The organism is Mesorhizobium sp. L48C026A00 (assembly GCF_000502375.1).
Classification (GTDB): Bacteria; Pseudomonadota; Alphaproteobacteria; order Rhizobiales; family Rhizobiaceae; genus Mesorhizobium; species Mesorhizobium muleiense.
Window position 1 is genome coordinate 88,288 of record NZ_AYWU01000022.1, and the last position, 21,246, is coordinate 109,533.

A 21,246-nucleotide genomic window follows, 5' to 3' on the forward strand; every position below is an offset into this window, starting at 1 on the left:
CAGCAGCGCAGCGGGACGAGAGATGCGATGCACGGCGCGGCGCGGCGCGGTCCTCCGCACGATTACGCATGGACCAGCGCAAGCGCCTCGCCGGCTTCACCTCCGGGCCACGCGACCTTCGCCGCCAGACACGCGAACCTCGCCGGCACCGGTTTCCATTTGGCGACGGTGAGCGCTGCCGGCGCGATGGAACCCTTGCTGGCGGTCATATCCTTCACGACAAGCCGGGATTCTGGGCAAGCGACAGCTACGCGCCGGCCATGCCCGTCAGAACGCCGGTGACGATGCCGCTCGATAGCGCAGACAGGTCGCGAATTGCCAGTCGTGTCAACGGCGGCCGGATTATCGTCGACCGCGCTATCTTGTTTCGGCCGCAGACTATCGTTCGGCAGCTTGATGATGTTGACCACATAGCCTAGGAGCTATATATGACTTGGGAAGTCGTTTTTGGCGATGAGTTCGATAGGGAGTTCGAGGCGTTGCCCCAGACAGTCCAAGATGAGCTATTGGCCTCGGCTAAGCTGCTCGGTGTGTTCGGGCCCCAGCTGGGGCGACCGCATGCGGATACCTTGAATGACTCGTCGTTCGCGAACATGAAAGAACTTCGCTTCGACGCTGATGATGGTGTCTGGCGGGTTGCGTTCGCATTCGACCGGAAGCGGAAGGCGATCCTGCTCGTCGCCGGCGATAAGTCGGGCGTGAGTGAGAAGCGCTTCTATAAAAGTCTGATCGCCAAGGCGGACAAGCGCTATCAAGGGCATCTCGACCGTTTGGCGGCGGCGAAGAAGGAGAAGAAGTGATGGGACGCAAGCTTGACGACCTAATCGCTGCGCTCCCCGAGGATCGTCGGGAGCGGGTCGACGCGCGTTTCGAAGAGTTAAGGGGAGAAGTCGAGAGTCTCGGCGATTTGCGGCGTGCCGCTGGAAAGGCCCAGGCCGAAATCGCTTCGGTCCTCAAGATCAAGCAGCCTTCGGTCTCGAAGATCGAGAAACAAGCCGACATGTACTTGTCTACTCTTAAAAGCTACGTCGAGGCGATCGGGGGGCAACTCGAACTCGTCGTTCGCCTTCCCTCGCGCGCGCCCCTCCGTATAGAGCGGCTCGGCGACGTCGTGGCTCCCAAAGCCGTCTCCGTGCGTAGCGTTAAAAGAGCGGCAGGTGGACGTAATCGCACAAAGGCCGCACGCGCCGGCTGACCTCACTCTGTTTCGGCTAAAGACTACCGATGGGGCGAGATGGTCTCGTCGATGCAAGGAGTAGGTATGAGCAACGTCCTAGTTAAGCCAAAGACCGACCTGCCCGCCGTCACACTGCCCGACGTGACCCCTCTCTCCTCGCCCATGCTAGCCCAACTTACCGCCGCGTTGGGAGTCCCCCGCAATGTGCTCGCCGAGGACGACCAGATCGCCCATGCTTGGTCCCAGCTCCCACGCCTGATCAAGAAGATCCCTCCGCACCTGCGCGATGAGCGGATCGTCAAAATGTGTGTCGCCGTCGCCAGCGGTCTGTTCGACGCAGCGATCAACTACGTTTGGAACGCGGCCGTGGTGGAACTGCGTGACAAGGTGCGACGGTTCGGCATCAACGTCGTCCCTCAGATCCTCGACGACAAGTCCTTCGACGAGGACACGCTCCTCGACCTCAAGGACGCCGAGCTGCTCGACCTCTGCCGTAAGCTCAACCTGATCGGTGACGACGACTTCTTTTTCCTCGACCAGTGCAGGGCCACACGCAACAGTTTCTCTATCGCACACCCAGCTGCGGGGACGGTCGACGAAGACGAGTTCCTGAGCTTCCTAAGCCGCTGCCAGAAGCATGCGCTCTCGAGCGCCCACACCCTAAGGGGGTGGACACAAAGTCCCTGCTCGCCGCGCTGAAAGCAACGAAGTTCAAGAAGGATCAACGACAAGAATGGGAACGCCGTATCCAGGAAACATTCGAGGCCCAGCGCGAGCTGATCTTCGTCATGTTACACGGCATCTACTGTGACCCAGCGTCGGGAGAGGAAGCCCGCCTGAACGCCATCGCAACCTGCGAATCGTTCAGTAACGACCTTAGCCCCCGGACCAGGTCGGCGCTGGTGGATCGACACCAGGACTATAAGGCAAAAGGCGACGAAGCTCGTCAGAAGGCTTCGCTGCAGTTCTTCGAGACGCTGGGCCAGTTGTCGCTGCTGAGCGAAGCCGAGGTTCACAGTATCTTCACATCAGGGAGTAGGAAGCTCTTAAGTGTGCACAATGGCTGAGATAACTTCCACAACGAGCCGCCCTTCGCCGATCGGCTCCTCAAGCTGTCGCGGAAAAACCGCGTCCCGGAAACAGCGCAGGCCACTTTTGTGGAGGCAGTCGTGACGGCAGCGACTGGCAACTCATACGGCGTCTCGAACGCGGCGTCGCCATCCTACAATGAGATGGTCAAGTCGTTCTCGCCAAACGAGGTCAAGCTGATGCTGGATCTACCGAAGGCCTCAACCCTCGTCGCAAGTCGCATCAACCTGAACAGCGGCTGCGAGAAGCGGTTCCGCTCGCTCGTCGCTCTCGTTGATGCCAAGACGGTTCCCACGGCCTCGAAGAGCCTTTACGCAAAATGGGTTCCTAAGCCTTGATTCGCTGCGTTCCCGCTGACCCTGTTTCGCCCCTAGACTACTGTATGTAGGTGACCGGCAACCCGCTGGTTCGCAAAAAGGGGACGGCGAGGTTGAACGAGGAAGAACCCCCGGGATCAGGTCCCGTCGCCAAGGCGTCGGTCTTCTTGTCCAAAGCCCAGAAGGCACCGAGGCGAAGGACGCACTAGGCATGATCGAGGCGCTTCATGCGAGTGGCTACCTCGCCGGTCTGAAGCGTATGCTTCAGTCCAAATGGTCCAAACTGCCTGCGGCCGATGTCGACGATAGCGTCGCCGAGGCGGTCGAAGGCGCGTATTCCGCTGTCTCGACAGGACGCAGGGTCGGCAGCATAGGTGCCTAGCTCTGGAAGGCGGCTGACAACATCGCGAACGACCGATGGAACCGCGGCCACGCGCCATCGCTGCCAGCTGCTTGCTCAGCTCTGCGTTTGGTATCGGATACCACTCCATGCCTGCAGCATTGGCACGACGATGCGCGCCAGCTTTGCTTCGCCCTGCAGAAGATCGTGAACGTTGCGCTCGAACACGCTGCCGGCGCCCTTGGGCACGACAAGGCCGAACGTCTTCATCAATCCGCGAATTTGGTTGGATATCTGCAAACGCATCTTGAGAAGCTGGCGCCGCGCGGTGATCAGCGTGCGGATCAGCATGCTGTCGAAACCTTTGACCCGAACCTCTCGGTAGAAGCCGACCTCGGCCAGATGTGCCAGGCCATCGGCATCGTTCGCATCGGTCTTGTTCGCGGCCATGTCGAGCGCGGCCTTGGCATGCCGCGCGTCGATGCAGATCACCGGCAGCCCCTCCGCCGTCAGCGCATGGTAGAACCACACCGACAGCGGCCCCGTCTCGAATACCACCCGCCGCACATCGGGTGCGCGCTTGCGGATCAGCGCCGCGAGTGTTGCGGGTCGGACGCGCACTTGCCCCCACATCCTTTTGCCGTCCTGCCGGATCGAAATTGCCGTCTCTTTCATGGATACGTCGAGACCGATATACTGCTCCATGGCTGTCCTCCGTTCGATGCCTGGGCCCGGTGTTCATCGTGAGCCCGTTCTTCATCCTATCGGGGGACAGCCAGCCGGCCAGATGTTCGAACATCGCCGCTACATCTCAGGTGGCCACCGCTTCCGCGATTACTTCATGTTCGTGCATGAGGCGCATTGCAGCCCGGCGGCTGTGGGGCCGGAAGCGGACTGGCAGCTTCTTTCATGCTCGAAGCGATTGCAGACACCAACAGGATGCTCGCGGCCCGGCCTGATCGAAGGCCCGGACTAGAACAGCGGATACCAAAAAGGTCGTGCCAAACCATTATTGCGTCACGCGTTGGCTTAGGCTTTGCTTCTGCCGTATGCCAGTATTTTTTGTCCCGTTCGAGGTATGAATTCTAGTGACGAAGACGGCGGCGAATGCCCGCCTCTGTGTCCTGCTGATCGGCTTCACGCTCATAAGACCTGACCATCGACATCAGCAGCGAGGAAGACACAAAGGGATGTGTGAACTGCAACGCGTCGGCCCATTTGCGATACTTGTCCGCAAGCTCGCGTTCCTGCCCTCCGCCTTCGCCTCGCCAGTGGACGCCGCGTGCATTGTAAAGACCAGTGTGCGCCCCGTTTGAAAGGCACTCCGATTGGAGGTCTTCCATCACGTCGCGAACGATTTCGTTCGGCCAAACCTCATCCTCTCCCGCTGGTGCGCCTGAGAAAAGTTTGCCAAGACAAAGATCGGCTATATCGCCACGGTCGAGTTCGGCGCACGCTTTGCGTACAGTAGAAACCCATTCGCTGAGCTTTTCGCGCTGTTCTTTTTCAGTAGGCTTGCCCTGTCCGGGAATTCGTTCCAGCGCTTCGAGCAGGCGGTAGCCGCGTGTCGCGAGATGCTCACGGCCTTCCCCAACCCGGTATTCGGGAGGGTCTTCACCGCGATCTTTACGCTTGTACGCCCAGGCGACCGCCTGGACGAACATGTCGGGGTGGTCCTCAACATAGCGTTCAAGATTCGGTATTTGATGCCCGTCGCCGCCACGGAAAGTTCGGGCGAGCACATCGATGTAGGCGAATTCCAATCCGGCTTTCTCTTCGAGCGAAATATCCGGGTTGCGGTCAAGCAACTGGAAGGCCCGCTGAATGTCGTAATCATGCAGCTGATATTCCCCGGGCTTGTCGTTCCCTCCCTGCGCCATGCCCGAGAGCATCTGGACGAGAAGAGGTGGGCGAATCTCATCCAGCTTGAAGTGCAAAGCCGCAAAGGCAGCGCGGGGTCTCTTGGCTTGGAGAAGACGGCGCACGCTCTCGTTGTTCTCATCCGGCGCATCAAATGCGTACTGAGGCACCACATCGCGCCAATAGGTAGCGCGCGCCTCGGCCGACAGCTGATCCACAAGTTCCCACGTCGTAAGCCGGTAGGGAGATAGAAGCAGGAGGCGAAGAGCCTCTTCTTCTGTTAGCATTGAGCGCAAGTTCGTGTAGAGGGCCCCACGGCGATCAGCGTCCATCGCCCAAATTGCCCCTGCGGCGATGCCGTCCCTGCCGGTTTCGCCCCTGGGCGGACGCAGGGACCGCAAAACGAGGTCCTGGATCTGATCTTCATTGAGGATGCCGCTCGCCAGATACGCGCCGATCTGACGCTGCGAGCTGCCTTTGGTCGCGAGATCAAACACACCATCGAGGCTGCGTTCCTGGACGACTGCCGTCAGTGCTTCAGTACGAAGCTTCTCGACGCGTTTCTCGCGCGCCTGAAAGTCGATTTCTTCTTCGGCGAGTTCGTCGGCCGACTCGTCGACCCAGCCCTGACGGAAAAGCCATTCGTGCTGATAGACAACATCCGTGGGCCGCATCGCTTCGTAGATCGCCTTCGCGGTTTTGGAGAGACTTGCGTGCCCTTCCTCATCAGCTTTCTTGCGGCCGCGCCGGGAGAGCACTGTCACACGTAACTTTTCGCGAACCTTGGCGATTTCGTCATCGTTGGCGCCGCTCTTGCGCCACTCGTCGATGATTTCCCAGACCCGCACCTGAAACTCAGGCCCAAGCGCATGAAGTCTGCCGATGAGATCACAAAGCATCTCCACTGTATAGAATGGTCTGCTCAGAGCGATCTCTACCATTTCGAGTACGAAGGCGTTGATTGGGCCCCGTGTCTTGAAGGGTTCACCAAAGCCATAGCCGTCGGGCCGCCACTTGGGCTTGTGGCTATAGTCGCCAACTCGGCTGCCATAGTCCCCAAACTGCTGAAGGCAGATTTGCCAGCCAACCGCAGGATGCTTTTCCAGCAGCATGTGAATAGCCTTGAGCCGCGCGTCATGATCGGCTGCGGTCTGCGGCATCCACACGCGGAAGATCGAGCCGAGCGAGTTGATAGGCTTGTTCGCCCAGTTGTCGTTGATTTCGACTTCTGACAGCTGACCCAAAGTCTTCACGACACGCGAGAAGGTCGCAGAGTTCCATGCCAGTCCCTCCAGAGCCCAAAGCAGGCCGGTGCGCGGGCAGGACGAACCGAAGAGACCAGTGTCCGCTGGCCGGAGTAGGCCCAACGTCTCGGGGTGAGCAGCGCGCAGATCACGTTCGATAATGAGATCGGAAGAGCGTCGTGTAGGGAAANTAGGCCCAACGTCTCGGGGTGAGCAGCGCGCAGATCACGTTCGATAATGTCGAGAAAAGCACCCGGCGCCGCCTCGGCATAAAGCGGAAGGTCGCGATCATTGGCTTCGAGTTTGCGCGTGGAGATCGGTTCGAGAAGATCTCTTATCAGCTTCGCGGCAGCGAGATCGCCATCGAACCCCAGGCGCATGCCGAACAGGTTCTTGCCGTGAACGGCGAGCAAGACCAGCGTCTCGGAGATACCTTCGCGCACAGCGCCCGAAAACTCGCGTTTCTTGCCGTGCATCGATGCCGCCCAGCGGTCCTTATGTGGAAGGTCAAGTGCAGGATCGTCTTCGCCAAGCACCATGCGGGCAATGTCAAAGAAGCGGTCGAGGTGGGCTTTGGTGAACGCACCCGCGATCGCGAAGAGTGAGTCGATCTTAGAGATAACACCGCGATAGCCCCCGATCGACCACACAGGGGCGTCGTTCAGCTGTGCAAGCTCCTGGACGCGCTTTTCGAGATGCTCAAAAGGAACATCACCGGCAAGTAGTGACAGCGCTGTCTGGTCTGCCTCGTTTTGGGCATCCCATGCGCCAAGCAGGACCAGCGGGATGAGGCCGGACGACGTCTCGTGATCCTCGGCCCATATAGGTATGCGGATCGCCGGGATTGTCGAAAGCTGACGGCGCAAGACAGTCAGCGAGCGGCCCGATGCATTGGCGAGTGACGTCAAGTCATCACGACCCTTGCCCATCGCCTCGAGGGCTTTATTGAAGGCCTCGTAGCCAACAGGCTCCAGCACGATGTCGGGGTCAGAGTTGGTGGCGTTGCGCGGATAGACAACGATGGTATGCAATGCGGTACTGTAAGGTCCAAACTCGCGTTCGACCTCACGTGTATGCGCAACAGCGATGAAATCGGTAGTGCCTTGCGCAAGCTTTGGCAGCACGCCCGGCTCGTCAAAGACGAGCACGCGGTCCTTGTGTCGTTCCAGTTCTGGCTCGGCCAGAACCTGGCTGAGGAAAGCGAGCGCTTCTTCGACAGAGTCGGCGGCAATCACAAGGGGTTCGGAACGGTCTGTCGCCACGAACCCTTTAATCCTGTTACCCCAGACCTTATTGGCTATACTGAACAGCGACGGATGAAGCACAGGGGCTGTAACGTTGGCCCAATCGCTCCAGCATCGATCCAGCGTTCGTACACCACTTGAAGGCCGGGCCGTCTGGTTCGCAAACCATGTCTGCGCCGCAAGCGACTGCTCCATCCACTGTTCAAGGTCGCTGGCGTCGTAGGCGCGAACGTCCTTCCAGAGTTTCTTCGCTTTCATGGCGGCAATCCATGCAGTCTTGCCGGGCCAGCGGCGCGGCGTGACGAAAACGAAGGTGTTGTCGTCGCGATCGGCCTTCTTCGTCGCCTTCACGCTCTTTGCTAAGTCGCCGTTGGCCTTGTCATTGATGTCAGCGGTGACGCCAAATTCCCAGCCCGACGTACCAGCCGGAATCCAAGGGGTACCCGAGCCAGCCTCAATGAAGCCATCCCAACCAGGACGCTCGGCATCATCGTTGCCGGGGAAATCGACCTTCTCAAGATCGTGCCCCGTCGAATGGACAAGTGTGCGCAGCAAGATTGAAAGCTTCGTGCGCGCTTGGATGGTTGTCGTGAACCAGTTCACAAGGTCGTTCGCCTGCACATTCAGGAATGGCGTCACGTAAGCGCGCGCGTTTTGCGCAGTGCCCGCGGCCTTGCCTGCATGGGCATCGTATGCGCTTTGCAGATCGAGGATCGTCTTCGCAGGAACGCCAAAGGCCCGCTCGATGCGCATCGCCATGTCTGGCGTCGCCGAAACTTTTCCATTTAGGAAGTTGGACACACCAGGGCGACTGATACCGAGCAGCTTAGCAGTCTCTGTCACGTTCACCGCTAGGTTATTGAGGATATTTTCCCGGACATACTGCCCGGGATGCAGAGGAAATTTTATTTCAGCCATGGACTGATTATAGCAGTTGCGTTATGTGTAACGCAACACCTTACAGAACTCGTTCGATGGAATTGGCCAACAGGCCGGCGCGCCCCGCGACCGGCGTCCTTTTGCCACCTGCGAGGTAGCTTCGAGCTTGGTCGCTGAGCGGCACAAATAGATTCCTGTTCGGGGCAATTTCGGAAACGCGCTCAAATACCCCAGAGGAAATCAGAAATGGCAAAACGTGACCCGAACAAGACCGCCCGCAATAAACGGGACGTCGAAATAACGGGAGAACTGAAGGCGCTATGGCCAACCGTATCTGCAGACACCGGCATAGCTGACCAGCAGTCGTTCAACGCTCTGATCGGTGGCAAGGCGGCGACATTCATCGACCTTAAGAATGCCGTCATCAAATCGGCCGATGAATACACCTCCCTCTATCTGTCCGGGTTCAAAAAGGCCCGGGAGAAAGACGGATGGTCGGCCGGCGGAAGCCCGTTCAGCGCCGACACGCTGGACAAGAACTTCGCCACGTTGACGAAGTCAAAGGCGGTTAAGAGGTATTTTCTACTTTTTCTTCAGCGTTCGTTCTTGCGTCACTACGACGAGCTAGTTCGGGAGCGCCCGTCGACGGCCGATGCCGAGGTCTGGATTGGCCAAAATAATAATGACTATGGCATCCTGATCACGCCTAGGTACAAGAACGGGGAGTGGGAAAACGACCAAAGCGAGATTCGGCACTTTCCGAAGTTGTACTGGACGATCGGTCATGTCTTGAGCTCCGGCCTTGTTGTTCAGAAAGACCCTAAGCCTCTTACCTTCGCTACTGTCGACGACTACCTACAGTTTTTTATGAAAGTGTTGGTGAGGCCGTCCGGGTCTACGTATGAGCGAGAAATTGCGAAGCGCTATTGCGACTATGTGAAAGCCCAGGAAAAGCCGGAGGACGTTCCCCTGCTTATCCCGGAACTTCGCTACAACGGCAAGGACAAGAAGCACAAGTATCGGCTGGATTTGTGCATCATAGATCCCGTGACCCTAAGAAAGGTCGGCATCGAGCTTTCTCCATGGTCCACCCATGGACTGCTCAAAGGAACTGCCGGGAAGACCCAGAAACAGATAAACGAGGAAGCGCTAGCGAATTTTGAGAAGGAAGCAACCAAGATGCGAGAATACTTTCAGAAGCACCGCATAACAACGCTAATATATACCGACACTAGGCTCGCCGCGATTGACGCGGTGTTCGAAGAGATCGTAGTCTACCTCGGCGGGGGCAACCAAGTGAGCCAATTAGAATTCGATCTGATCAGCGAATTCCTGTAGCCAGTGTTGCCAACGGTCTAAGAAAAAACCTAAGAGCAATTCCAGGAAAAGTGTGTAACTGTTTTTCCACAGGAATGCGTAGGCCCCGGCATAGCCGGGGCCTTTCCGTTGCTGCTGGTGAAAACTCTAAAGTTTCGCCCCACATGAAATTCACTTCGCATTCAAGGCTTGCTGAGAGGATAAGCAAGATGGCCAACGAGAACGACGAGGATTTCGACAGCGAATCCGACGAAAACTCGGAATATCCAGCAGTCGATGACATCGATTGGAACGCCTTTCGGCATGCGTTGGGCTCCCTAGGGCTCTTCGACGATATGTTCCTGGCCATGCAAGCGAACAACCTGGCGATGGTCGACCAATTTATTTCCGGAATAGAGCAAGAGGTTCTGGAGGAGGATATCGAGGGCCGGGACTACGGTCGCCTGATTTTTTTGAATGCGCAAACCCAGATGTGGATTTTCAGAGTTTACGAACTTCTTCGGACATGGCGTGCACGGGTGAAGGAAGCGATCAAGCTCCATGAAAACGGGGGACTGAAACTTAGGATTGACGCATTGAGACTGGAAAAGGGCTTCATCCACGCCAACAAGCTGTCGCGCGCTGATCAGCTTGAAAGAATGTTGAAGAATCCCGCCGTCGTCGACCGCCTGCGCGAAGATCTCCGCCTGACTCATATTCTGTTCGGGCAAATTGAGTTTCTGCGGGTGTCGATGGCAAAGCATGAAGTCAGTGGCAAAGCCAAATCCGTTGCGTTCTCGCCCGGCTATGGCCGCGTGAACATGTGGACGGGTTCGCTCGATTACCAACTCGAAAGCGGTCAAGTCATTCTCGGCACGCTGAACCGCCGTCAGATTGCGGACGGGATTCGAGCTTTCGTCGACCGCTCCGAAATTCCTGATGACAATGCAATTGCATCGTTTGACGAGTTCATGAAAGCGGGTGACGCCCCGGATGTTGTGAAAGACATCTTCGAGAGAGGCTTGTCCACGAAAACCTAAATGGATGACAGCTTTCGGGAAACGATCAGTCGTCCCGGAACGTCGAATATGCGGCGCATTTCCGCCGGGCGGTTGTGGCCCAAAGCTGACTGGCAGGTTCTAGGGTTGCTCATCGGAAAGCTGCCGGCTGTTCTTCGACACTTCTTGAACCGCGGAACGTGCTCGATGTCCGTTGATAGAACGCTGCGGCATCTCGGCTCGCTGTCCGAGCCATGTCACGGAGTGCCTTCTCGTCCAACCGAAACGATTGATTTTGGTATCGGAGCGAGTGCCGAAACTGGGATTTACTCCTTCTCGCCAACAAAGCACTCCGTAGCGACTGGCAAAACCACCGCATCAATCCTATACATCGAAAAGTGTTAGGATCGGTCGAATGGGCAGTCTATTCAACTCGCTCGACTTTCCTTCGTCGTCCAGTGACCGGTGGAGTTTCAAGAACAGATTATGCGGATACTCCATCTCTCGGACATCCACTTCCGTGCGCCTCAATGCTTGGACCCCGACACCGACCGCGATCGGCCTTACCGGACGCGTCTCGAGCGCGATGTGGTCAAGCGGGTGGAGGCCCTCGGGCCGATCGACGCCATCATGGTGGGCGGGGATATAGCCTTTCAGGCCGATCCACGGGAATACGTTGAGGCGCGTCGGTGGTTAATCGACCTCGCGACGATGTGCGGGTGCGACAAGGAAAGCATCTGGGTCGTGCCCGGCAATCACGACATGAACCGCAAGTCGTGTGAGGATGCGCCGACGATGAACGCGCATGCCATGATCTTCCAGGCATCCCCGGAATCGCGTGAGTGGATGCTTGAGAAGCAACTGGGACACAACGAAACTGGACAGGCCCTCTTTCACGGCCACGTCGCTTACAACGATTTCGCCAGGAATATGAACTGCCAGGTCTATCCCGGTCATCTTTACTGGAAGCAGGAGCGCGACCTCGGCCCTGGCGTAAAGATCCGGATTCACGGCCTGACGTCGACTTTACTGTCGGGGCGCAACGGTAAGGATGATCCGCGGGGGTCCCTATACCTGAGCGCCTTGCAGACTACGCTCGACCCAGCGCCCAACGTCATCAACTTCACGATATGCCACCATCCACCAGATTGGCTCATGGATGGTGACGACGTCGACGACTTGCTCAACGCACGAGCCATGTTCCAGGTCTTCGGTCACAAGCATCGGCAGCGCATTCTGGAGGGCAAGGCAAACGTGCGTTGGAGCGCGGGAGCGGTGAACCCGTCGCGTTCGGAAAGACAGTTCGAGCCAAGCTACAACATCATCGAGTTGCAGGTCGTCGGCAACGGCGCCGACAGGCGGATCGGCGTCAGGAGCCACCTGTACAAATTCCAATCCAACCCCGAGGCATTCCATCCGATCAAAACTGATGGCGGTGACGAGGTGTTCAGCCACTCAATCCCGTTCCCTGTCGAAGCCGGGCGGATCGCGGTCGACACGGTGGGTTCGGTGATTGAGCTCTCAGCGACGGAGACCACCACGATTCAGCGAACCATGGCGGCCGTCGCCAGCGACGCGGAGGCATCGATGGGCGACCGACGGACAAGGCATCTCGTCGATCGCTTCTGGGATCTGGACGCGAGCGATCGCCGGGAGATCACACTGGAGCTGGGCCTGATCACGAAGGAAGAGATCCAGCTGCCCGAAGCGCAGCGTTACGGCGTAGCGCTCATCCGCGCGGCAGAACGCAATCTCATCGACCGGCTGGACCAGTTGGTAGCCGAGCGTGAATGAGAACAAGGGAGCGAGACTGGCAGCCATGCATCAGGATTTTCCGAAGCTGTTTTCCGAAATCTCGGCCGACGGCGCTGAGCGCGACAAGCGTTGGGCGGGCGTCGAAGCGTTCGCCGGCAACTATACGGTCCCAAAGGCCGAAGTCCTCCTGCGGCTGGCGTTCGGGACAAAGCCGCCCGCTGGGGGTTATCGGCAGGAGGCGCTCGAGAGCGCGCTCACCGCCTTCCACAAGGCATTTTCGGATGTCGATCCCTCCTACGAGCCAGGTGGGCGTCAGGATCAGATCCTCGCGGCCGCAACGCTGCTGCAGTACTCTACTTCTAGGTCTCTCACCGCAATGGCGGTGACGACCACGGCTTGCGGAGGTTCGCGTAAGGCCGCATTCCCGATCGACCTCGTTACTGCTGCTGAAAACGCGATTTCGCGTCTAGCGGCGGCTCGTCGCAAGAGACCGGATCTGAGCATCGTGAAGGTTGAACTCCCCGAATACGAGTTCGAGCCTGATTTCTCGCAAGTCCAAGCCAACCAGCCACAGACCTTCAAGGTCGTATTTGATCAGTTCCGAGACTTCGTGGATGAGACGCTTAGCGATCTCACGGGCAAATTCAACGCATCCCTCGAGAAGGTAGTCGAGGCGAACAAGATGGCTGACGAAGAGCTCGACATGCTGTCCTGGGTATTCGGTGGCAAGGCATTGATGCCCGATCAGGCGTTCGGAGACGTGCAGGCCGCCCAGAAATTATTGGTATTCGCGCGCGATCTCGCTTCGCTGACTAAAATCTATCCAGGTCCCTCCGTAGTGCCCGCCCTGCTGTTCCGAGCCGGCGTCCAGACGACCGGGAAGGTGACAATCGCTGATGCGGTCAACGCCGTATCTGACCGTTGGACGGCAGCCGTTTTGAAGGGCCGAAATCCGTCGCCCGCCAGTTCGCCGATTCACTTCGCGCTGGCGCGTCGTGAGGAAACGGGAGCGGGCGAGGGTTGGAAGGCCGGTTGGGCGGCGACCACGGGCATCGACATCACTGCGACACTGTCGCCGATCTCGCTCGCCGAACTTTTCTACCGCGAAATCCTTTGGCTTCGTTGATCTGATATGGCTGACACTGAGGTTATCTGCGCGAACCCACAATGCCGCGTGGCCGAGGACCGTAAATGCCTCGAGGGCTATGAAGAGCTGGGTAAATGTCCCTTTTATGGGCGGGAGCCGGAAGAAGCCGAGGACGAACAGACCGGTGACGATGAACGGGTCGAGGACACTTTCGACGGGATCCGTCTTCCGGACGCGCTCGCCCTTGACACTGCGCGCGCCAACCGGATTCTCACCATCCTATCTTCGCGGATGATCGGCATCATCGGCGCCTACGATTCGGGTAAGACCAGTGTCATCGCCGGCCTATACGACCTATTCCAGATGGGCCCGGTGTCCGGCGCGATCTTCGCGGGGTCATCGACGCTACACGGCCTGGAAATAATCTGCCATGACGCGAGGGTCACCTCCGACCGCGATGAAGCGCATTCCGAGCGCACCAAGCGCGGGGAGGTCCGCTTCTATCAGATCGATGTGCGCAGCAGCGGCGAATTGCAATCGCTGCTCATCGCCGACCGCTCGGGTGAGGAATATGAGGAAGTTGCCGATCTCGCCGCGAATGCCTCAGCCATGTTCGAACTCCGGCGCGCCGACGTGATCACCGTCCTTGTAGACGGGCGACGCTTGGTCCTTCCGACGGATCGGGCCGACACGATGGGCGCGATTCCGTTGATCATTCAGGGCATGATCGAGAACGATGCGTTCGTGCGCAAGCCGAACCTGGCGATCGTCTTGACCAAGGACGATGTGGTCCAAGCATCGCCAAAGAGGGACCGAGTGAGGCAGGATTTTTTAGCTATCGTCGACGGCATCCGGGAAAACTTCGGCGACAGCTTCGGCGACCTAAAATCGTTCATAACTTGCGCATCCCCCAAGGAAGCGAATGTTGAGCGCGGTGCAGGCCTCGCGGCGTTGCTGGACTACTGGTTGGAACCGAATGCGGCGCCAAAAGGTGCCCTCCTGAAATTTCGCAGCGGGCGTGTGTTTGATGGGTTGACGATTGAGGAAGCGGACCTTGGCTAATCCCGATCGCAAAATGGTGTCAATTTCCATCATCGGCTTGCCTGGATCGGGCAAGACCACATTCCTGGCGGCCCTTTGGGAGCTCGTGAACGAGCGGCGCCTACCCAAGGTTCTCCGTTTCCACTCAATTGGTGACAACGACCAGAGCTACCTGCGCAAGATCGTGAAGGTCTGGCGCAGCGCAAAGGAGCAGGCGCGTACCCGACTCATTGGGCTCAGCGCCGTGAAGATGAATCTTCAGAACGGTGTCGGCAACGTGGTACAGATAACGATGCCGGACGCCCCAGGCGAGGATTTCCGCTCGATGTGGGAGGAACGTGAACTCGGGCGCGTGCTGGGTGACAGTCTTGCGGCAGGGAGCATCATGCTTCTCGTCAACGGCAACAAGGTGAAGGGACCTGCGTGGATCACGGAGCGCGCGACGCAGCGCCGGGCCATCAAGGTGCAAAAAGTCGAGGTCCTGCCTAGGGATTGGGAACCCAGTTTCGCTCCGACCCAGGTGCAACTGGTGGATCTGCTTCAACAGATTTCGCACCCGCCTGTCGGTAGAGCTTGCCGCAAGATCGTCGTAATGATCAGTGCGTGGGACAAGGCGGAAGGCGAGGGTCTAACCCCAGATGCCTTCCTCGTCCAGAAGTTGCCGCTCCTCGCCCAGTACCTCGAGGCCGGTCGGGATGGTTGGACATATCGTGCGTATGGCGTCAGTGCCCAGGGCGGCGAGTACGACAGAAATGCCGAGAATGCCGAGAAGAACGAGGAGGGGGAGGAGCCCGAAAAAAAGGCGAAGCCCGCGAAGGGGAAGGATGCCGACCGCCTGCGCGAAGTGGATATCCCCGCCAACCGCATCCGTCTTGTGTTTGGTGAGCGAGAATCGAATGACCTTACCGAGCCATTGCAATGGCTGATGAATTGAAGAGCGATCGCATTAAAGTCAATCAGGCGCTCCACGGCTACAGTGAGGGGCACCGGCTGATCGAAGGCTCAATGAAGCTGCCACAGGCCGATGCTCGGACCATGCTCGTGCTGAGCGACGCATCGGCAAGTGGCGCCCGGATCCCTGCGGACGGGTATTTAACAGGATATCCTCTTCCGGAGGCGGGGAAGTACGCTTTGGCACGGACATGGGCCGCACCAGAGATGAGCCGTCCGGGCTGCGTATGGACCCATTCCCTGCTGATAGACTTCGCAGACTTGGCACGCCTCGCGTCGGCCGATGACCTCCTGGAGCGGTTCATGTGTCCCTCAAAGGGCGTAACGTCTACCTTCGGTTCGCCAATCGAAATCGAAGTTACCCAAACACCTGCCACCGTATCTTCTCCGGATATTTATCGTGCCGGCCAGTGGGTCAGCGCATTGTACGGCAAGCCGAGAAGCAGGATCACCGCCGAACGTACGGGTTCCGGCGACGACGAACTGGTCGCTGCGATATGGATGCAACAATGGCCCCGCTTGCGACGTACATTTCGGTTCTGCTCTTTCACAGTCGAGGACCGTTCGACCTCCGCGGACATCTTCGACTTGCAACTGGTTGACGGCTCACGCTCAAGCCGCTCCCGCATGCCCGAAGGCGTCCCCGCTTCAAGCGTTGAAGGCGGTGACTGGATCAAGCCGCTTCTTGATGATCTCGAGCATCCGTCCCGGTCGGGACTGCGGCGCTTCCTTCGCAACCTGGGAGCTGATGTCACCAACGGCCGGGCCGCCATGGCGTCTCTAATCCAGCTGTTTTCTGCGGTGGATCCGGCTTCGGACCCTGACCGCATAGCCGGCGCCGTTTTAGAGTTGCAACGGCTTGGGCCCACCCAAGGACGGATGGGACGCGCGGCAGCCGCCAAGGTTATCCTCTCCCGGCCAGACCTTGCCGATCGCAGGCTTTTCGAGTTTGCGCTCGAGCAGGTCCGTACCGATCAGGACCTATTAGGAATCGACGCCACGCTCGTGGGGCGGGCCATCCTTCGGTGGAGGCCCGATCTTCTTGGCGGAACGATGCCGGACGAGGATCCGCTGCAAGCAGCAGTGGATGCCATACTGACAGATGCAGACGCCGATGAACTGGTGGAAGTGCTGACAACCGCTCCGGACGCGATGCCTGCCATACTTGCTGCGCGGCCAGACATCTTGGAAAAAACGTCTATATGGCGGATACGATCGGTCGACGTCACCCGCCTGCTCCAATCGGTTGATGTCGATCAGGATCACGCAGCGGCGATCGCCGCCGCCATGATCGCCGCCGGACGCGACGACTGCTCGTCCCTGGCTGTCGACCGGCTCGGCGTCTGCGCCGTCGTGCGGGCACTTATCGAAACGAGTCGTGGGGATACCCAATCGATCTCGCCCTGGCTGCGTACCGTCGCCGGCAAGACGGACGAATTGGCGGCCTGCCTCGCGGAAGGCGTTCTGACGGACAGGTCATTGCTGATCGGACTGGCAGCGATCCTCGACCCCGATGCCGTGCCGAACAGCGTCGGCCAGGACCCTTGGGTCACCGCAGTCGAGTACAGCAGGGCGTTGGTTGACGACGGCGGTGAGGACATACTCGCGTCCTTCCTATTCTGCCGCGCGATGGGTTGGCGATCGAGGTCGGCCGGCCGTCTCTTTTTCCTCTCTGTACAGCGTCTGCACGAAGCGATGGCGGCGAGGCGATTATCCGATGCGGCTTGGCGGTTGACCGATCGACGCCTCCCGTGGGTCGCGCCGTGGCGCGACTGGGATCGTTGCGAACGGCTCCGGCGCGCTGTCGTTGATCAGTTCATCGAACGCGACCTGCCGCCGCTCGAATTCGGAACGGTCGTCGATGACGGCAAGCTCTGGTCGAGATTGGTTGATCTTGCAGCGGACAGCTTTCGCGGCCGCCGCTATCTCGAGCGGGTGCGTCAAGTACTTGGCAATGGATCCGACGGCTGGTGGCACGAACGAGCCCGCGTGATTGAGCGAAAGGCTAAGTAGGAACTGGGGTTTAACGATCGATTAGGTAACCTCGAAGACACGAATGAATGGCAGAATCCAACATGGGCTGCGATATGCTCAACGGCAAGAACGAGCCGCATGACGGACACGTGAAAACACTGGCTCAAATGGCTGCTTTCAGCCTAAGGCAGAGTCTGCCTGTATGACCGACATTGGGCGCGTTGCCGCCAGGCCGCTACCCGCCTCGTTGCGGTCGTTAGCCCTTCCCTCCGGCAAGGAAAGCTCCTGTCCCGAAGCTACCGCTCGAAACGAACATTCAAGGCCGCATCGGGGCCTCCGATCCGGACTACATTCAGGATGGCCAAAGCGGCTTCACCCGCTCAATCCGATATCTCTTCTCGAATTCACGAAGCACCATTTCGAGCGTTGCCTCAAAAGCACCCTGATCGAACATCATCGATTTCTTTGCCTCGTGAAGGTAGCGCCAGTCGGTGAAGGCATCTTGGTGCTGATACAGAATGTGACGAATGCTGTAGTCGATGTACAAACCATTGGGATGATACGGGACCACTGACCTTTTGAACTCCGCGTCGAGTTTCTCTTGGCTTTCGGGCTTTAGGCGATCAAACAGCTTCATCAGGTTGTGCGATTTGACAACTCTTGGATCGTCGTGGTCGAAGACGAACCACGCTTTGAGTGCCAGCTCCATAGAAAGCGCCAAAAGCATCGGTTCAACACCGACGTGTTCGCGTTCGCTCAGGTCTGCATGCTCTCCAAATTCTCGGCTTGGAAAGCTCTGAGTTTTTCGAAAGATCGCCTTTGCGGCTTCCCCGATCCTAATGGCCGTCGATAAGCGCGCACTCATTAGAGGTCCATTGGATTGATGTAAACTAGCTCAGGAGCTTGAGCTGAGATATTGCATGAACGCAATCGCTTAGACTAGGAGGCACGGAATCACAACTTAACGACGACAAGTTAGAGTTGAGTTCACCGCCGGCGGCCTGTTTTTCCCCACCTCTTTGGGGCGCGAATGCTATCTGGTTGCGATCCTTATTACCTGAGCCAAGGTCTCTAGATGTGAGTTTTCAGAAGGTTGTCCATTCGGGCCGGACCGAGGAGACTGGAGTTACCACGCTTCAGATTCGTCGGAGGACCCGAATGAACATTCATAAGAATGCCCGTCTCACGCCGCTGCGTCGAGAGGAGATGGCGCTTGGGGTCATAGAAGGCGGTCTTTCCCAAGCCCAAGCAGCGTTGAAATTCGCGGTGACGGCGAAGGTCGTGAAGCGATGGTCGAGCGCTACAAGGCCGAAGGCTCGTCGCGGCCCAGGCACAGCCCGAATGCGACCGAACGGGCCGTGGCCGATCGGATCGTTGCGCTGCGGCGCCCGCGCCTTACGGGCAAGCACATTGCAAGTGTAGTCGCCGTCTCGCCGGCGACGGTGAGCCGGGTGCTGGCGCGGGACGGACTGTCGCGGCTGAAGGATCTTGAGCCAGCAAAGCCGGTGCGTCGATATGAGCGTGACGAGCCGGGCGACATTATCCACATCGATATCAAGAAGCTCGGTCGTTTCGACCGTATCGGCCATCGCATCACTGGCGATCGCACCGGCCAAAGCAATGGCCGGACTTCCCGTAAAGGCGGCGCAGGCTGGGAGTTCGTCCACGTCTGCATTGACGATGCCTCCCGCATTGCCTTCAGCCAAATCCTGCCCGACGAGAAAAAGGAAAGCGCCGTCGCCTTCCTCAACGCCGCCATCGCCTACTATGCCAGCCTCGGCGTCACCATCTCACGGGTCATGACCGACAACGGCGGCTGCTATAAAAGCCGCGCCTTCCGCGCCGCCTGCAAAGCCCTCGGCCTCAAACACATCCGAACCAGGCCCTACACGCCCAAGACCAACGGCAAGGCCGAACGCTTCATCCAGACCGCGCTCAGAGAGTGGGCCTACGCAAGAGCCTACACGACCTCAGATCGCCGTGCTGCCGAGCTGCCCGTCTGGCTACACCGATACAATTGGCACCGCCCGCATGGCAGCCTAAAATCCAAAACACCCATCAGTCGCCTCGGATTGTCCGAGGACAACCTGTTGAGGCTCCACAACTAGAGCGGCGGCGCATCCGCGCGAGCTTATCGGGCTATGTCAAGCTCGTCTGCATTAAAATGCTGGCGTCCGGCTAATGAGCAGACTGTCCGCGTCAGGAACTCCCGGAAGGTGGGTGAACGACCGGAATGAGGCGCATAGCTGCCAATACGACACATAGAGTTAAACTCTTTCGTGCTGACGTGAACGACCGGCGAGGTCGCGAGCGTTAGAAATCCGAAGCCTCCTGAATCTATCCTAAATCCGAATCTGGTGACCTAATTTGTCCAACAAGCACACGCAATTCGGGTTGAGGCGGGATCCAGAAAGTTCGAAAAGCTTCCAGGAACCCCAGCGCGCGCCCTGCCGGAACCTGGCCGAGAATGATGGCGGAGCCGGCAGCAACGAAATTGATGGCGACGCCGGAGACAATCTGGCCGCCCCAATGGGTGATCGAGGCGAAACTGTGCACCAGCGCGAACAATGACGGCGGTGAACCGCGGCCGCCCAGGCGCCGCAACCGCCAGGCAGGCGAGCAACAACGGCCCGGAGAACACCAGTTGCTCGGCGGCGATGGTGCGGGTCGCATCCTGCACCGCCATCATGACGGCGCCCGCCGAGCATGGCGAGTAATCGGACAGCAGGCACAGCATTCAATCCCCGAAGGCGTCAGTCGACATTCGACAAGAGACATATGGCGCGGCGCGAGCGCTGCGGCTGTACGACAGACGAAAGCGGTTCTCAATCCGAGGCGATTATCCGTGTGAGGCGGCTTTCGCCTTCCTCCGGGCCGAAGCAGCTTTCGAAATCATTGCATTCCCGGCAACTGGGCGCGCTGCACAGCGAAAAACCTTCGGCCTCGCAGAGCTTGCGGTAAAAGTATTTCTTCCATTTCATGTTTTGGGTGTTGCCGGCCGCCAGCGTCGGAAAATGCTCGGCGAGCAGGCGGCCGAGGTCGCTTCGACTAAAAAGGCCAAGGTCCTGCCAGAGATGGTCATTGCGCATGGCACGCCGGGCGATGATCTTGGCGAAGCGGGCGCTTGCCGGGTCGCCCGGCCGGGCATGCGCCAGCAGCAGTCCGAGCAGAAGTTCTTCCTCCAGATCCGGCTCGGGCTCGCTCACCTCTTCCAAGGCAAACGCGTTGATAGGAAAAGCAGGGAAACAGCGGGCCAGGACATCGCGGAGCTCGGCGCGCGCAAGGCCGGTTGCCTCCGTCGCCGTCGCCTCGCCGGCCTCGATCTCCTCGAGCGCACGTGAAAGCACACAGGCAAGAACATGCTGGTCGAACCTCCTCTCCAGCTCGATCTGCGGCCATTGGCCGGCGCTGAGCCGGGCATAGTGTTGGGCAAATATGGTGCCGTTCTCCTGGTTTGTCCTATCAAGTCATGCAGCGACCCGGCCGGCCGCAACATGGGTCGGGCAGTTCTTCGGGTAGAGGCAGTCGCGGATCGCCTCACGATCGAGTAGGTCGGTAATTTTCGTCTGGTCCATCGGCTCTGTCGCAAATTCTGTGATTGGAAGAGGTGTTTCGCGAACGCCCGCCGTGCCGTTTGCGCCTCATGGGGCGCACCTCGGCGCCGGGATAGCCCCCGCGGAGTTGGACGTGGACCGTGCGGGACAGAGGTCGCGTGCTGTCCTTTCCAATGCGGCCATATGGTCGACCCCATTCAAGCCCGCCAGACTCACGGTTGAATGACGTCTGATTCAAAAGCGTCAGCGGGTGAGTTCCAGCGCACGTTCAGGACAGGATCGCGCGCCCCGCGATGCAGGCAGCTCCTCCCCTTCCGCAACTTCAATGTCACCAGGCAGGATGTAACCCTCGTCATCAAGCTTGAAGATGTCCGGCGCTTGCGCCGCGCATCGCGCGTGACCCTGGCATTTGGCATTTTGGACGATGATGCGCATGGAGC

The 21,246-nt window shown here is 58.8% G+C and carries 18 protein-coding genes and 4 pseudogenes; 15 read left to right on the forward strand and 7 right to left on the reverse strand.

What is annotated here, in order from left to right; genetic code table 11:
- Positions 1–62: 62 nt before the first annotated feature.
- Positions 63–410: a hypothetical protein gene (locus X738_RS0143125; protein ID WP_031256079.1), complete on the reverse strand. Its 348-nt coding sequence runs from the start codon at positions 408–410 to the stop codon at positions 63–65.
- A gap of 18 nt (positions 411–428) precedes the next feature.
- Between X738_RS0143125 and X738_RS70670 the strand changes: the two genes are divergently transcribed.
- The 6 genes from X738_RS70670 (at position 429) to X738_RS86295 (ending at position 2,965) form a co-directional block, all read left to right on the forward strand.
- On the forward strand, positions 429–800 hold the full coding sequence (locus X738_RS70670) for a type II toxin-antitoxin system RelE/ParE family toxin (RefSeq protein WP_023801990.1): 372 nt from the start codon (positions 429–431) through the stop codon (positions 798–800).
- A complete protein-coding gene (locus tag X738_RS70675) occupies positions 800–1,195 on the forward strand; it encodes an XRE family transcriptional regulator (protein WP_023801991.1) in 396 nt (131 codons plus the stop codon). Before X738_RS70670 ends, X738_RS70675 begins: the two co-directional genes overlap by 1 nt.
- A 66-nt stretch (positions 1,196–1,261) precedes the next feature.
- Positions 1,262–1,876: a hypothetical protein gene (locus X738_RS83305; protein WP_023801992.1), complete on the forward strand. Its 615-nt coding sequence runs from the start codon at positions 1,262–1,264 to the stop codon at positions 1,874–1,876.
- On the forward strand, positions 1,846–2,244 hold the full coding sequence (locus X738_RS83310; RefSeq protein WP_023801993.1) for a hypothetical protein: 399 nt from the start codon (positions 1,846–1,848) through the stop codon (positions 2,242–2,244). The genes X738_RS83305 and X738_RS83310 overlap by 31 nt, the downstream gene beginning before the upstream one ends.
- 102 nt (positions 2,245–2,346) lie before the next feature.
- On the forward strand, positions 2,347–2,604 hold the full coding sequence (locus X738_RS83315; RefSeq protein WP_156942666.1) for a hypothetical protein: 258 nt from the start codon (positions 2,347–2,349) through the stop codon (positions 2,602–2,604).
- Positions 2,605–2,794: 190 nt separating this feature from the next.
- On the forward strand, positions 2,795–2,965 hold the full coding sequence (locus X738_RS86295; protein ID WP_023801995.1) for a hypothetical protein: 171 nt from the start codon (positions 2,795–2,797) through the stop codon (positions 2,963–2,965).
- Between the two features lie 13 nt (positions 2,966–2,978).
- Here X738_RS86295 and X738_RS70685 read toward each other — a convergent pair.
- A pseudogene (locus tag X738_RS70685) lies at positions 2,979–3,628 on the reverse strand (IS110 family transposase); the annotation flags it as partial.
- 82 nt (positions 3,629–3,710) lie between these two features.
- Here X738_RS70685 and X738_RS70690 point away from each other — a divergent pair.
- Positions 3,711–3,899: a hypothetical protein gene (locus tag X738_RS70690; protein WP_023801997.1), complete on the forward strand. Its 189-nt coding sequence runs from the start codon at positions 3,711–3,713 to the stop codon at positions 3,897–3,899.
- 109 nt (positions 3,900–4,008) lie between these two features.
- Here X738_RS70690 and X738_RS86300 read toward each other — a convergent pair whose 3' ends face one another.
- Complete coding sequence (locus X738_RS86300) at positions 4,009–6,027, reverse strand: hypothetical protein (RefSeq protein WP_198032872.1); 2,019 nt, start codon at positions 6,025–6,027, stop codon at positions 4,009–4,011.
- A gap of 2,369 nt (positions 6,028–8,396) precedes the next feature.
- On the opposite strand from X738_RS86300, the gene X738_RS70700 reads away from it, so the two are divergent.
- From X738_RS70700 to X738_RS70725, 7 genes are all read left to right on the forward strand, one after another.
- Complete coding sequence (locus X738_RS70700; RefSeq protein ID WP_023802000.1) at positions 8,397–9,488, forward strand: hypothetical protein; 1,092 nt, start codon at positions 8,397–8,399, stop codon at positions 9,486–9,488.
- A gap of 188 nt (positions 9,489–9,676) precedes the next feature.
- On the forward strand, positions 9,677–10,486 hold the full coding sequence (locus tag X738_RS0143140; protein ID WP_156942667.1) for a hypothetical protein: 810 nt from the start codon (positions 9,677–9,679) through the stop codon (positions 10,484–10,486).
- 444 nt (positions 10,487–10,930) lie between these two features.
- On the forward strand, positions 10,931–12,238 hold the full coding sequence (locus X738_RS70705; RefSeq protein ID WP_023802002.1) for a metallophosphoesterase: 1,308 nt from the start codon (positions 10,931–10,933) through the stop codon (positions 12,236–12,238).
- Positions 12,231–13,325 (forward strand): GTPase-associated system all-helical protein GASH, encoded by a 1,095-nt coding sequence (locus X738_RS70710; protein WP_156942668.1) that lies wholly within the window; start codon positions 12,231–12,233, stop codon positions 13,323–13,325. Before X738_RS70705 ends, X738_RS70710 begins: the two co-directional genes overlap by 8 nt.
- Before the next feature lie 6 nt (positions 13,326–13,331).
- The gene (locus X738_RS70715) at positions 13,332–14,348 is read left to right on the forward strand and encodes a TRAFAC clade GTPase domain-containing protein (RefSeq protein WP_156942669.1); all 1,017 of its coding nucleotides are present in this window, start codon (positions 13,332–13,334) and stop codon (positions 14,346–14,348) included.
- A complete protein-coding gene (locus tag X738_RS70720) occupies positions 14,341–15,261 on the forward strand; it encodes a TRAFAC clade GTPase domain-containing protein (protein ID WP_156942670.1) in 921 nt (306 codons plus the stop codon). The genes X738_RS70715 and X738_RS70720 overlap by 8 nt, the downstream gene beginning before the upstream one ends.
- On the forward strand, positions 15,246–17,291 hold the full coding sequence (locus X738_RS70725) for a GAP1-N1 domain-containing protein (RefSeq protein ID WP_156942671.1): 2,046 nt from the start codon (positions 15,246–15,248) through the stop codon (positions 17,289–17,291). The genes X738_RS70720 and X738_RS70725 overlap by 16 nt, the downstream gene beginning before the upstream one ends.
- 313 nt (positions 17,292–17,604) lie before the next feature.
- Here X738_RS70725 and X738_RS0143150 read toward each other — a convergent pair whose 3' ends face one another.
- Complete coding sequence (locus X738_RS0143150; protein ID WP_031256086.1) at positions 17,605–18,117, reverse strand: hypothetical protein; 513 nt, start codon at positions 18,115–18,117, stop codon at positions 17,605–17,607.
- 293 nt (positions 18,118–18,410) lie between these two features.
- Here X738_RS0143150 and X738_RS70730 point away from each other — a divergent pair.
- Positions 18,411–19,360 (forward strand): annotated as a pseudogene (locus X738_RS70730) (IS481 family transposase).
- A gap of 349 nt (positions 19,361–19,709) precedes the next feature.
- Here the strand turns inward: X738_RS70730 and X738_RS85210 are convergent.
- The 3 genes and pseudogenes from X738_RS85210 to X738_RS70750 all read right to left on the reverse strand — a co-directional run.
- Positions 19,710–19,817: pseudogene (locus X738_RS85210) on the reverse strand (ABC transporter permease); the annotation flags it as partial.
- A gap of 260 nt (positions 19,818–20,077) precedes the next feature.
- On the reverse strand, positions 20,078–20,689 hold the full coding sequence (locus X738_RS70740) for a nitrogen fixation protein NifQ (RefSeq protein WP_031256088.1): 612 nt from the start codon (positions 20,687–20,689) through the stop codon (positions 20,078–20,080).
- 319 nt (positions 20,690–21,008) lie between these two features.
- Positions 21,009–21,241: pseudogene (locus X738_RS70750) on the reverse strand (ferredoxin); the annotation flags it as partial.
- Between the last annotated feature and the right edge of the window lie 5 nt (positions 21,242–21,246).